Origin of the sequence: Oceanibacterium hippocampi, from assembly GCF_900172325.1 — a bacterium.
Lineage (GTDB): Bacteria > Pseudomonadota > Alphaproteobacteria > Sneathiellales > Sneathiellaceae > Oceanibacterium > Oceanibacterium hippocampi.
The window spans coordinates 383,279-396,423 of sequence record NZ_FWFR01000003.1 but is presented as its reverse complement, the minus strand read 5'-3'; the positions used below and the strand labels follow the sequence as shown (position 1 = coordinate 396,423).

The 13,145-nt window shown below is 65.4% G+C and carries 11 protein-coding genes and 1 tRNA gene; 9 read left to right on the top strand and 3 right to left on the bottom strand.

Annotated features, from left to right (window positions below; translation table 11 throughout):
* Positions 1-76 precede the first annotated feature (76 nt).
* The 9 genes from OCH7691_RS17175 (at position 77) to OCH7691_RS17135 (ending at position 9,789) form a co-directional block, all read left to right on the top strand.
* Complete coding sequence (locus OCH7691_RS17175) at positions 77-1,843, top strand: acetolactate synthase 3 large subunit (RefSeq protein WP_085884812.1); 1,767 nt, start codon at positions 77-79, stop codon at positions 1,841-1,843.
* 85 nt (positions 1,844-1,928) lie between these two features.
* Positions 1,929-2,441: an acetolactate synthase small subunit gene (gene ilvN / locus OCH7691_RS17170; protein ID WP_085884811.1), complete on the top strand. Its 513-nt coding sequence runs from the start codon at positions 1,929-1,931 to the stop codon at positions 2,439-2,441.
* A 58-nt stretch (positions 2,442-2,499) separates the two neighbouring features.
* Complete coding sequence (gene ilvC, locus OCH7691_RS17165; RefSeq protein ID WP_085884810.1) at positions 2,500-3,519, top strand: ketol-acid reductoisomerase; 1,020 nt, start codon at positions 2,500-2,502, stop codon at positions 3,517-3,519.
* 561 nt (positions 3,520-4,080) lie between these two features.
* A complete protein-coding gene (locus OCH7691_RS17160) occupies positions 4,081-5,121 on the top strand; it encodes a rod shape-determining protein (protein ID WP_085884809.1) in 1,041 nt (346 codons plus the stop codon).
* Between the two features lie 28 nt (positions 5,122-5,149).
* Positions 5,150-6,052: a rod shape-determining protein MreC gene (gene mreC, locus OCH7691_RS17155; protein ID WP_217808110.1), complete on the top strand. Its 903-nt coding sequence runs from the start codon at positions 5,150-5,152 to the stop codon at positions 6,050-6,052.
* Positions 6,049-6,564 carry a rod shape-determining protein MreD gene (gene mreD, locus OCH7691_RS17150; protein WP_085884808.1) on the top strand — a complete coding sequence of 172 codons (516 nt, stop codon included), beginning with the start codon at positions 6,049-6,051 and terminating at the stop codon, positions 6,562-6,564. Before mreC ends, mreD begins: the two co-directional genes overlap by 4 nt.
* 1 nt (position 6,565) lies before the next feature.
* Positions 6,566-8,437, top strand: coding sequence for a penicillin-binding protein 2 (gene mrdA / locus OCH7691_RS17145; RefSeq protein WP_085884807.1), 1,872 nt, complete (start codon positions 6,566-6,568; stop codon positions 8,435-8,437).
* Positions 8,438-8,480: 43 nt separating this feature from the next.
* Positions 8,481-9,578 (top strand): rod shape-determining protein RodA, encoded by a 1,098-nt coding sequence (gene rodA / locus OCH7691_RS17140; RefSeq protein ID WP_085884806.1) that lies wholly within the window; start codon positions 8,481-8,483, stop codon positions 9,576-9,578.
* 135 nt (positions 9,579-9,713) lie between these two features.
* Positions 9,714-9,789, top strand: a tRNA-Lys gene (locus OCH7691_RS17135).
* Between the two features lie 195 nt (positions 9,790-9,984).
* On the opposite strand, the gene OCH7691_RS17130 is transcribed toward OCH7691_RS17135, so the two are convergent.
* Genes OCH7691_RS17130 through OCH7691_RS17120 form a run of 3 tightly spaced genes read right to left on the bottom strand, consistent with a single transcriptional unit; the run spans position 9,985 to position 12,645 of the window.
* Positions 9,985-11,658 (bottom strand): recombinase family protein, encoded by a 1,674-nt coding sequence (locus tag OCH7691_RS17130; protein WP_085884805.1) that lies wholly within the window; start codon positions 11,656-11,658, stop codon positions 9,985-9,987.
* Between the two features lie 6 nt (positions 11,659-11,664).
* The gene (locus OCH7691_RS17125) at positions 11,665-12,117 is read right to left on the bottom strand and encodes a DUF2924 domain-containing protein (RefSeq protein ID WP_085884804.1); all 453 of its coding nucleotides are present in this window, start codon (positions 12,115-12,117) and stop codon (positions 11,665-11,667) included.
* A gap of 3 nt (positions 12,118-12,120) precedes the next feature.
* Complete coding sequence (locus tag OCH7691_RS17120) at positions 12,121-12,645, bottom strand: DUF3489 domain-containing protein (RefSeq protein WP_085884803.1); 525 nt, start codon at positions 12,643-12,645, stop codon at positions 12,121-12,123.
* Positions 12,646-13,145 lie beyond the last annotated feature (500 nt).

Below are 13,145 nucleotides of genomic sequence, written 5' to 3'. Positions count from 1 at the left end.
TGGCGGTACGGCGCCCCTCGGTTTCCACCGAGGATCCAACCGGACCGATGCGGAGGTTTTGTGTCGGAGAGGAACGATGTCGTCGAAGATGATGACCGGAGCGGAGATTATCCTGCAGGCCCTGGCTGATCAGGGGGTCGAGGTGGTATTCGGCTATCCGGGCGGCGCCGTACTCCCGATCTATGACGAGCTGTTCCGGCAGAGCAACCGGATTCGCCATGTGCTGTCGCGCCAGGAAGGCGGTTCGGTGCATGCGGCCGAAGGCTATGCGCGCTCGACCGGCAAGCCGGGCGTCGTTCTGGTGACCTCGGGTCCCGGCGCGACGAACGCCGTTACCGGCCTCACCGATGCCCTGATGGATTCCGTGCCGCTGGTCTGCCTGACCGGACAGGTCGCGACCCACATGATCGGCAACGATGCCTTCCAGGAGGCGGACACAGTCGGCATCACGCGCCCCTGCACCAAGCACAATTACCTGGTGAAGGACATCAACGATCTCGGGCGCGTCATGCACGAGGCCTTCTATGTCGCGACACACGGCCGTCCCGGCCCGGTCGTCGTCGACCTGCCGAAGGACATCCAGCTCGCCTCGGCGCCTTACAAATCGCCGGTCAAGTTCGCCCATCCGTCCTACAAGCCGCAGGTGAAGGGCGACCAGCAGGCGATCCGCAAGGCGGTCGAGATGATCGCCAAGGCGGAGCGGCCGATCTTCTATTGCGGCGGCGGCGTCATCAACTCGGGCGAGAACGCGGTCAAGCTGGTGACCGAGTTCGTCCGCATGACCGGCTTCCCGATCACCAATACGCTGATGGGTCTCGGCGGCTTTCCGGGGACCGACCCGCAATGCCTCGGCATGCTCGGCATGCACGGTACCTTCGAAGCCAACAATGCGATGCACGATTGCGATGTCATGATCGCGATCGGCGCCCGCTTCGATGACCGGGTGACGGGGCGCCTCGACGCCTTTTCGCCCAAGTCGAAGAAGATCCAGATCGATATCGATCCGTCTTCCATAAACAAGAATGTGGCCGTCGACCTGCCGATCATCGGCGACGTCGGGCACATCATGGAGGACATGATGAAGATCTGGCGGACCAGCGCGCGCCAGCCGAACAAGGAGGCGCTCGCCAAGTGGTGGACCAGGATCGGGAAATGGCGGGACCGCAATTGTCTCGCCTATCGCCAGGACGACAAGGTGATCAAGCCGCAATACGCGCTTGAGCGGCTCTACGAACTCACCAAGTCGCGCAATCCCTATATCACCACCGAGGTCGGCCAGCACCAGATGTGGGCGGCCCAGTTCTTCAAGTTCAACGACCCGAAGCACTGGATGACGTCGGGCGGCCTCGGCACCATGGGTTATGGCCTGCCGGCGGCGCTCGGCGTGCAGATCGCGCACCCCGACGCGCTGGTGATCGATGTCGCGGGCGAAGCCTCGATCCTGATGAATATCCAGGAGATGGCGACGCTCGCCCAGTACCGGCTGCCGGTGAAGATCTTCATCCTCAACAACCAGTATATGGGGATGGTGCGGCAGTGGCAGGAACTGCTGCATGGCGGGCGCTATTCGGAAAGTTACAGCGAGAGCCTGCCGGACTTCGTGAAGCTCGCGGAATCCTTCGGTGCCGCGGGTCTCCGTTGCACCAACCCCGGCGACGTCGACGACTGCATCAAGGAGATGATCGCGATCGACAAGGCGGTGATCGTCGACATGGTGGTCGACCAGACGGAGAACTGCTTCCCGATGGTGCCGAGCGGGGCCGCGCATAACGAGATGATTCTCGGCGACGACAAGGAGGCCGACAAGCCGCGGGTAAGCGACCAGGGCTTCGCCCTTGTATGACCCGGCTTCGCCGCGTCATATGACGACCCGCCCTGATTGACCCCGGGTCCGGCCCGGCCGGACCGTCCAGAGACAAGTCGAGATCATGAAAAACACTGGTGAGATACGGCGCCATACGATCGCCGTTCTGGTCGACAACGAGGCCGGCGTCCTGGCCCGCGTCATCGGCCTGTTCTCCGGCCGCGGCTACAACATCGAGAGCCTGACCGTCGCCGAAGTCGATTCCGCGAAGAGCCTGTCCCGGATCACGATTGTCACCTCCGGCACGGCGATGGTCATCGTGCAGATCAAGGCCCAGCTTGGCCGCCTTGTCCCGGTACACAAGGTTGCCGACCTGACGATCGACGGTCCCTCGATCGAGCGCGAGATGGCCCTGATCAAGGTTGAGGGCGTGGGCGAGAAGCGGGTGGAAAGCCTGCGTATCGCCGATATCTTCCGGGCCCGGGTGGTCGACAGCACGACCCATTCCTTCGTTTTCGAACTGACGGGTTCGATGGAGAAACTGAATGCCTTCGTCGATCTGATGAAGCCGCTCGGGCTGGTCGACGTCGGGCGAACCGGGGTGGTCGCGATCAGCCGCGGGCCGGATCCGATCTGATAACGCTGCCGGTTCCGGGGCGGGGCCGGCGCTGACTGACAACGAGAAAGGGAATTCCATGCGCGTTTATTATGATCGCGATGCCGACGTGAACCTGATCAAGGGGCTCAAAGTCGCCATCGTCGGCTATGGCAGCCAGGGTCACGCCCATGCCAACAACCTGAAGGATTCGGGCGTGAAGGACGTCGCCGTCGCGCTTCGCGAGGGTTCGTCCTCGCGGGCCAAGGCGGAAGGCGCCGGCATCAAGGTGATGACCCCGGCCGAATGCGCCGCCTGGGCCGATGTCGTGATGGTGCTGGCCCCGGACGAGCTGCAGGGCGACATCTACAATGACGAACTGGCGCCGAACATGCGCGAGGGCACGGCGATCGCCTTCGCCCACGGCCTGAACATCCACTTCAACCTGATCGAGCCGCGTGCCGACCTGGACGTCTTCATGATCGCGCCGAAGGGGCCGGGCCACACGGTGCGTTCGGAATACCAGCGCGGCGGCGGCGTGCCCTGCCTTGTCGCGGTGCACCAGAACCCGTCCGGCAACGCGCTCGAGATCGCGCTGAGCTATGCCTCGGCGATCGGCGGCGGCCGGGCCGGCGTGATCGAGACGACCTTCAAGGAAGAGTGCGAAACCGACCTGTTCGGCGAGCAGGCCGTGCTGTGCGGCGGTCTCGTGGAGCTCATCCGGGCCGGCTACGACACCCTGGTCGAAGCCGGTTACGCGCCGGAAATGGCCTATTTCGAGTGCCTGCACGAGGTCAAGCTGATCGTCGACCTGATTTACGAGGGCGGCATCGCGAACATGAACTACTCGGTCTCGAACACGGCCGAATACGGCGAGTATGTCAGCGGACCGCGGATCATCACGTCCGAGACCCGGGCCGAGATGAAGCGCGTGCTCGAGGACATCCAGAGCGGCGTCTTCACGCGCAACTGGATGCTCGAGAACAAGGTCAACCAGACCAGCTTCAAGGCGACGCGGGCCCGCAACGCGGCCCATCCGATCGAGGAAGTCGGCGCCAAGCTGCGCGGCATGATGCCGTGGATCGCCGCCAACCGGCTGGTCGATAAGGCGAAGAACTGATCCGGCCGGCATCGAGCGCCGGATGAACAAGGGCCCGTGGCGGCGCCGAGGCGCGGTCGCGGGCCTTTTTCGTTCCGGGCGGGGCAGGTGGTGCGCACGTCCGTGAAAGCGGTTGCGCCAAGGCCGCCCGGCAGCGTAAGAACGGCCCCTTGGGACAGTGAAAAAAAATCCGGAACGGAAATCTGTGGCTCAACGGCTGCCGCGGGGCTGCCAAGGTAAAATTTTAACTATTTATCGACCATATTCTTTGTGAATATGTGTCGGGGATGTCGTGGGATCGGGACTACGGGGATGGAATATTTCGGGCGCCACGCCTTGTGTGCGCGGCCTGTTCCGTCGCCTTTATGACCACATCGAGCGTCATGCCCTCCGGGCGCCGGAAGCGCGCCCGTTCCGATCGACCATGGTCGCGTCACGCGCGCCCTGTTCGACCGGTTGATGCGAGGCGGCGGCCGAAGTCCGGGACGGATGCCCGGGCGCCGGTCGGCGAATTGATGAACGGCGATCGGTCGGAACTTCCCGTTCGGTCAGGCTTTTTGAATAAAGTGAGGCGATTGCTCGATGTTCAATCGTTTACTGGGCATGCTGTCGGCCGACATGGCCATCGACCTGGGAACAGCGAATACGCTGGTCTACGTCAAGGGACGGGGCATCGTCCTCAACGAACCGTCGGTCGTGGCGATCGTCAACAACCGCGGCAAGAAACAGGTCCTCGCGGTCGGCGACGAGGCAAAGCTCATGCTCGGGCGAACGCCGGGCAATATCGAGGCGATCCGGCCGCTCCGCGACGGTGTGATCGCGGACTTCGAGATCGCCGAGGAGATGATCAAGCACTTCATCCGCAAAGTGCATAACCGGGGCAGTTTCGCCTCTCCGCAGGTCATCATCTGCGTGCCGTCCGGATCGACCGCGGTCGAGCGCCGGGCAATCCAGGAATCGGCTGAAAGCGCCGGTTCGCGCCGCGTCTACCTGATCGAGGAACCGATGGCCGCGGCGATCGGCGCCGGCCTGCCGGTGACCGAACCGACCGGTTCGATGGTTGTCGACATCGGCGGGGGCACGACCGAGGTCGCGGTGCTCTCGCTCGGCGGCATCGTCTATTCGCGGAGTGTCCGCGTCGGCGGCGACAAGATGGACGAGGCGATCATCGCCTATATCCGTCGCAACCATAATCTTCTGGTCGGCGAGAGCTCGGCCGAGCGAATCAAGAAGCTGATCGGCTCCGCCTGCCCGCCGGAAGACGGCAACGGCCAGACGATGGAGATCAAGGGGCGCGACCTGATGAATGGCGTGCCGAAGGAGCTGGTGATCAGCCAGCGCCAGATTGCCGAAAGCCTGGCCGAGCCGGTCGGCGCGATCATCGAGGCGGTCAAGGTGGCGCTCGAGCATACCGCGCCGGAACTGGCCGCTGACATCGTCGACAAGGGCATTGTGCTGACCGGCGGCGGGGCGCTGCTCGGCAATCTCGACTACGTGCTGCGCCACGCGACCGGGCTTCCCGTCACCATCGCCGATGAGCCGCTTTCCTGCGTCGCCATCGGCACGGGCCGGGCGCTCGAGGAGATGAAGACGCTGAAGCACGTGCTGACGTCGGCCTACTGAAGAGGTACAGAGGCAAAGAGGGCCCGCCATGATGCGGCCAACGGCGAATACAGGGAAAGCCGCCACCGTCGCGGGGCCGATCCGGGTCTTCGCGCAGCGCCTGACCTATATTCTGCTGATGATCACCGCCGTTTCGCTCCTCGTGCTGGGCAAGGCGGATCTGGTGCTGATGGAGCGGGTTCGTACCATCGGCGTCGACCAGGCAGCACCCTTTCTCAGCTATTTCTCCCAGCCGATCGCCTCCATCAACCGCGGCATCGACCGGCTGCGCGCACTCGGCGATCTCGCGGCCGAGAACGAATTGCTCCGCGCCGAGAATGCCCGCCTCAAGCAGTGGCAGGCCGTCTCCCGCCGGCTCGACCAGGAGAACACCCGGCTCCGCAACCTGATGAACGCGAAGCGCGACCCGCTCGTCCTGCCGATCACCGCGCGGGTGATCAGCGACAGCGGTGGACCGTTCGTGAAGACCCTCATCATCAACGCCGGTCGCCGCGACGGCGTCCGGAAGGGCCAGGCGGTACTTGGCGAGGACGGGCTGATCGGTCGCGTCGCCCAGGTCGGCGAGCGGGCCGCCAGGATCCTGCTGCTGACCGACCTGAACTCCCGCGTCCCGGTCCTGCTCGAGAATTCGCGGCAGCGTGCGATCCTGACCGGCGACAATACGGACCGGCCGAAGATCGAGTTCCTGCCGGCCAATGCCCAGGTCTCGCCCGGCGACCGGGTCGTCACCTCCGGCGATGGCGGGCTGCTGCCGCCGGGCCGGCCGATCGGTGTCGTCTCCTCGGTCACCGAGGGGGGCGTGCGGCTGCAGACCTACGCCGACTGGGACCGGATCGAGTTCGTGAGTGTGCTGCGCTATGACCTCCCGCGGTTGACCCGGCCCGACCAGAACCCGGGCGACATCGGCGAGAGCGGGCTCGGACAGCAATGAATCCGGGCCTTGCCTACCGCCTGAACCTGATGCTGCGCGGTACCGTGCCGGCGCTTCTCACGCTGCTGCTGATCCTGCTCGTCAATCTTCGCATCGGGCTCGCCGGGCTTGCCGAAGTGGCGCCGCAGGTCGCCATGATGTCGGTCTTCTACTGGACCGTGCACCGGCCCTACCTGATGGCGGCGCCGGTCGTCTTCGTGCTCGGCCTTGTCGAGGATATCCTGCTCGGCACGCCGCTCGGGCTCAACGCGCTCGCCCTGCTGGTCATCAGCGGGATCGCGGAAAGCCAGCGCGCGGTCTTCGTCGGTCAGGCGTTCATCGTCAACTGGGTCGGCTTCACGATCATCTGCGGCTTCGCCGTCCTGCTCACCTGGCTCATGGTCTGCCTCTACTACCTAACGCTGATCGACCCGACCGTGTCGCTCATTCAACTGGCGATCACGATCCTGCTTTTCCCGCTCTTTGCCGCCTTCTTCACGCAGGTCCGGCAAGCCGTGCTCCGGCTGATCTGAGATGATCGAACGCCAGGACAACAGCCGCATGAAGACCTTTACCCGGCGCTCGCTGATGCTCGCCGGCGGCAAGGTCGCGCTGATGTCGGCGCTGGTCGGGCGGCTCTATTACCTGCAGGTCCTGCAGTCCAACGAATTCACGATGATGGCGGAGGAGAACCGGATCTCTCTGCGCCTGCTGGCGCCGCCCCGGGGCCGCATCCTCGATCGCTTCGGCGCCGAGCTCGCGACCAACCGGCAGAATTTCCGTGTCGTTCTGATCCCCGAACAGACCCGCGATGTCGGCGATACCCTGCAGCGGCTCGGGCAATTCGTCCGGATCGACGAGCACGATGTCGAACGCGTGCTCCGGGAGGTCAAGCGCAAGCGCGGTTTCGTGCCGATTCCGGTGGTCGAGAACCTGAGCTGGGAGGAATTCGCCAGCGTCAATGTCAGGAGCCCGGATCTGCCGGGGATCCAGCTCGAGGTCGGCTGGACGCGTGACTATCCCTTTGGCGAGATGCTCGCGCATACGGTCGGCTATGTCGCCTCGGTGTCGGAGCGGGATCTCCAGGAAGACAACGATTCCCTGCTCGAACTGCCTGGCTACCGGATCGGCAAGAGCGGGATCGAGAAGACCTACGACAAGCTGCTGCGGGGCAAGGCCGGCAACAGCCGGGTCGAGGTCAACGCCTTCGGCCGGGTGATCCGGGAAATCAGCCGCGTCGACGGCCAGCCGGGCCGCGATGTCGTGCTGTCGCTCGACGTCGCGCTGCAGGAATACGCCATGCACCGGCTGGACGGCGAGAGCGCCGCGGTCGTCGTCGTCGACGTGCATACGGGCGAAGTGCTGTCGCTGGCCTCCAATCCGGGCTTCGACCCGAGTGCCTTCAACATCGGGCTCAGCAACAAGTACTGGCAGAGCCTGATCGGCAACAAGCTGAAGCCGCTGACCAACAAGGCGGTCGCCGGCGTCTATCCGCCGGGTTCGACCTTCAAGATGGTGGTGGCGCTGGCCGCGCTCGAATCCGGCGCGGTCGGTCCCGGTCACACGGTCTATTGCCCGGGCCACATGCAGCTTGGAAACCATCGCTTCCATTGCTGGAAGCGGGGCGGCCACGGCACGCTCGACATGGCGTCGTCCCTCGAACAGTCCTGCGACGTCTATTTCTACGACATCGCCAAGCGAATCGGGATCGAGCGGATTGCCGAGATGGCGTCGCGTTTCGGCATGGGCCATGAGCTCGGGATCGACCTCGCCGGTGAACGGAGCGGGCTGGTCCCGACCAAGGAGTGGAAGCAGGCAGTGCAGGGCGTCGCCTGGCAGAAGGGCGAAACGCTGATTGCCGGCATCGGCCAGGGCTTCATGCTCGCGACCCCGCTGCAGCTTGCCATCATGACCGCGCGCATCGCCAGCGGTCTCGCGGTGACGCCGACCCTGGCACGCCGCCATGACGCCCCGGTCGCGCCCTCCCTCGGCATCAGTCATGCCTCGCTGAGCGTCGTCCGCGAAGGCATGAACCGGGTGATCAACGGCAAGCGCGGCACCGCCCGCGGGGCGCGGATCAAGGAAGAGGGCTGGGAAATGGCCGGCAAGACCGGCACCGCCCAGGTGCGGCGGATTTCCAAGGCGGAACGCGCGCGCGGCGTGCGCAAGAACGAGGACAAGCCGTGGGAGGAACGGGACCACGCCCTGTTCGTGGCCTTCGCCCCGGTCAACGAGCCGCGCTATGCGATCTCGGTGATCGTCGAGCATGGCGGCGGTGGTTCCGCGGTGGCGGCGCCGATCGCCCGCGACATCCTGATCGAGGCGCAACGTCTCGACCCGCTCGGGCGGCCCGGCCGCGAGCGCTTCGCCGACCTCGCGGCGGACGGGGGTGGCAGCGGTGGCTAGGACCCTCGGCGAACGGGAGCCGGCACCGACGCTGCCGCAGAAGATGTTGGATCTGAACTGGGGCCTTGTGCTGCTGCTGGTCTGTACCGCCTCGGTCGGCTTCGCGATGCTCTATTCCGCGGCAGGCGGCTCGCTGGAACCCTGGGCCTCGCGGCAGATGATGCGCTTCGCGATCGGCCTATGCGTGACCTTCGCGATCGCCATGGTCGATATCCGCTTCTGGCGGCGCTACGCCTATCTGGCCTATGCGGTCGCGCTCGTCCTGCTGATCGCGGTCGAGGTGATGGGCGTGGTCGGCATGGGCGCCAGGCGCTGGGTCGATCTCGGGCTTTTCCAGCTGCAGCCGTCGGAGGTCATGAAGATCGCGCTGATGCTGGCGCTCGCGCGCTACTTCCACGGCCTGTCGATGGAGGATATCGGGCGGATCCGCTGGCTCGCGGTGCCGGCGGCGCTGATGTTCGCGCCGGCGGTCCTCGTGCTCCGCCAGCCCGATCTCGGGACGGCGCTCATGCTGATTGCCTCCGGCGTCATCATCCTGTTCGTTGCCGGGGTGCGCTGGTGGATGTTCGCGATTGCCGGCGGGCTCGCGGCCGCGGTGATCCCGATCGGCTACCAGTTCCTGCACGATTACCAGCGCGACCGGATCCTGACTTTCCTGAATCCGGAAAGCGATCCGCTCGGCGCCGGCTACCACATCATGCAATCGAAGATCGCGCTCGGTTCCGGCGGGATCTTCGGCAAGGGCTTCATCCAGGGCACCCAGAGTCATCTGAACTTCCTGCCGGAAATGAACACCGACTTCATCTTCACGATGCTGGCCGAGGAATTCGGCATGGTCGGCGGGCTCGCGCTCTTCGCGCTCTATTTCCTGATCTTCGCCTATGGCTACGCGATCTCGCTGCGCTCGCGCAATCACTTCGGGCGGCTCCTCGGCATGGGCATCACCGGCATCTTCTTTCTCTACGTGTTCATCAACGCGGCCATGGTGATGGGGCTGGTACCGGTCGTCGGCGTGCCGTTGCCGCTGATTTCTTATGGCGGGACCTCGATGATGACCCTGCTGGTCGGCTTCGGCCTGCTGATGAGCGTGTGGATCCACCGCGACGTGGAGATCCCCCGGAAATCGCAGGACGATCTCTGACGCCCCTGTGCCGGGGCGACGTCGGCGAGCATGTCGGCGGGGGTGAAAATTTGCCCGAAAACGCCCTCGACAAGCGCCGGATGAGCCGGTATAAACCGGCTCTCCGTCGGGGTTTGACACCCCGGCCGACCCGGTGGGTGCATAGCTCAGTTGGTAGAGCAGCTGACTCTTAATCAGCGGGTCCAAGGTTCGAGTCCTTGTGCACCCACCACTAATTTCCCAGAAGTGTCAGTCCTCTGACCACAAGCCGGGAACCCGCAGAAGTCCGCGGGATTTCGGCGCGGAGTTTCCCGTTGCCGGGACAGAGACAGTGATTTCCCCTGGGTCTCGGGGCAAGAACGGCAATAGTCTCTGGCGGGCCCTCGCGTGGCCCCGATAACGGCAATTCCCGATGGTCGGTTGATGCTCAGGCGGGGAGCGGGAAGCCCAGCAGGTCGCGCTGCTTCGCCCAGTCTGCCGGTATCGGCTTGAGCGCGCGGAGCGATCGGGCGGTGAGCTCCGGCGGCTGGCGCCCGTCGAGGATCGCCTCGACGATGTCCGGGGCGAGGAAGGCGAGCGGCAATAGCCGGCTGACGTCGGACCCGTCCTGCTGCTCCCGCTCGGCAATTGCGTCGACCGACGAAACGACTCCGCTCGCGAGTTCCGCCATCCAGCGATGGGCGCGGGCGATGGTCCGGCAGAGAACGGGATCGGGATGCGCACCTGCCGTCGGACCGGTCAGGACGATCTTGCGCTCGACGCCTCGGCGCCGCTTCTCCATCGGCCGGATCATCCGGTAGCTGGCGTCCTCGCCGCTGGTGGGGCCAGGCGCACCGATCAACGCTGCCAGCTGCCCGCGGTCGATCGAGACCGAGATCTCTGTCTCGGACAGGTCGATGCGCCGGACGATGCGCTCGAACGTCGTGCGCCGGACGGCGAATTCGCCCTGGGTCAGCTTCGCGATCAAGCCGGCGACGGCGCCTGATTCCGAATGGTCCCGGTTCGGTGCTGCACCAACGGCGTCCCAAAGTGCACGAGGGTTGCCGAGGAAGTCGGTGAGCAAGGTCACGATGGTGGCCTCGATCCCGGGTGCCGGGACACGCCAGCCGCTGCCGCTCCTGGTCATGTCTCCCGTGAGCGGCCTGGAAACATAGTAGCGATAGCGCTTCCCGTTCCTGACCGCGTGGGTTGGCGAGAGCCGCGCGCCGGTCTCGTCGTGGAGGAGCCCGGCGAGCAGGGCAGGGGATGCGACGTTGGTGCCGGAATGGCGGGGCGCGCTGTTGGCCTTGAGGCGCTCCTGGACGGCGTTCCAGAGACCCACGTCGACGATGCCCTGGTGCTGGCCCGGGTAGGTCTTGCCCCGATGGGAGACCCGTCCGGCATGGATCGGGTTGGCGAGCAACTGGTAGAGCCCGCCACGGGTGAAGGGGAGACCCCCGACCTGCTGTCCTGACCGCCTTGTCCGCCGCTTCGTCCGGATGCCGCGGCGGTCTGCCTCCATCTTGAGTAGCCGGACACTGCCAAGCTCGAGATAGAGCGCGTAGAGACAGCGGACGATCCCGGCCTCGTCCTCGTTCACCTGGAGCTTGCGATCGCGGACGTCGTAGCCGAGCGGGACTGGCCCGCCCATCCACATGCCTTTCTGCTTGGAGGCGGCGATCTTGTCGCGGATCCGCTCCGCGGTGACCTCGCGCTCGAACTGGGCGAAGGAGAGCAGGACGTTCAGGGTCAGTCGCCCCATCGAGGTGGTGGTGTTGAACTGCTGGGTGACAGAGACGAAGGACACGCCGCTGGCATCGAAGTGCTCGACGATCTTGGCGAAGTCGGCGAGCGACCGGGTCAGCCGGTCGACCTTGTAGACCACGACGATATCGATCTCGCGCCGTGAGACCGCCTCCAGCAGGTGCTGGAGCGCCGGACGCGCGATGCTGCCGCCGGAATAGCCGCCGTCATCGAAGCGCGTCCTGACGAGCCGCCAGCCCTCCTGGCGCTGGCTCCTGACATAGGCCTCGCAGGCCTCGCGCTGGGCCTGGAGCGAGTTGAAGTCCTGCTCCAGGCCCTCCTCCGAGGATTTGCGGGTATAGATCGCGCAGCGCGGCATTGCCGGTCAGAGGCCGAAGAAGCGTGGACCCGACCAGCGGGCGCCGGTGATGGCGCGGGCAACCGCGGAGAGCGAGGGAAAGGTCCGGCCCTTGTAGAGAACGCCGTTCTCCAGGATATCGACGACATGGCTCTCACCCCGCCATTCACGGACCAGGCGCGTTCCCGGCCGTGCCCCGGTGTCCCGGGAAGCCTTGCCCGCATCGGTCTCCTTGTCGGCGCCATCAGCCCAGGCGGTCAGTTGGCGCCGGGTCTTTCGGCTGAGCCCGCCGGTTTCCCCGACCTGTCGATGATACGCTGCCGAGAGTGCCAGCAGGCGTTCGCTGGTCCGCTTCGGTGGCGGGGTGCCGTAGGCCTGCTCCCACGCAGCGACGAGGTCGGCCCGAGAGACAGGCGAGTCTATCGTTGCGCATGGATCACTGGCTTTCCGTGGCACCGCTGCCGGCCTTAATGAGGCCATCGTTCAGGCACCCCGGGAGCGGTAAACGGTCTCGCCCCGGCCGTTCTTCTCCCGCTCGATGGTGACACCCTTCTTGCGGAAGCCGGAGAGGGCGGCGCGGACCGTATGGGGCTGCCAACCCGTTACCTCCTGCAGCGCGCAGACCGTCGCACCCCGCTTGCGGCGCAGGAGTTTGAGCACGGATTCCGACTTGGACGACTTTGGCGAAACTGTCGCCGAACCGGCCTGAGGCGTCGTCGTCGGGACGCTGGTCTCGCCGGCGCCCTCTGCGCCAAGCCCGATCGCGTCGAGGCCGGCGTCGGTGATGACGAGCGTCAGGCGCTCGCCGGTCTCGCCCTCACGCCAGGGCTGCGACCCGGCCGGAGCCGGCGCCTCCGCGATCAGTCCCCGCTTCAGGAGGCCGCGGAGCGCCGGGGCGAGCGTGCCCTTGCCGGCAGTCAGCGTGTCAGCCAGCGGATGGACGGCGCGGTCGTCCCTTGCGCCGGCGGTCGAGAGCATGACGAGTTGGGTATCGGTGAGCCTGGCCATATTGGAGGTCCTTTTTCAGGCGCCCCGGCAATCGCGGCGCTTTCACCAGCCTGAGCCCCGCCGGCAAGCCGGTCGGGGCGGCTTCCTGGTCTCCGGGCCTGGGAAGCTCTCAACCACCATGCATGCTTACGCTGCCGCTGAAGTCCAGTGCAATTCCGCGGCGCTGGTCTAGGAGCGGAATTGCTGCAGGCCTAACATTCGCGTTAGGGCAACGAGGCCAGCGTACAGGAGCGCCCCGGTAGCCAAATTGCATTGTACGTGCCACACACATAATCAGAAGGTCGCAGGTTCATATCCTGCCCTTTCCATACAAAAAACACCGCCAACTCAATGACTTGGTAGCCTTTCGATACTTGGGCTCAAGAGCGTGAAATTCCTTCCGGAATCGTATCGGCACCTGAGCTGCTCCCCATCCGTTGGACAGGCTTGATGGCGATTTAAGCGACACCGGTGCCTGCTGACCGGTTTTTCCATTACGTGCATCACGCCACCCTGGCTGT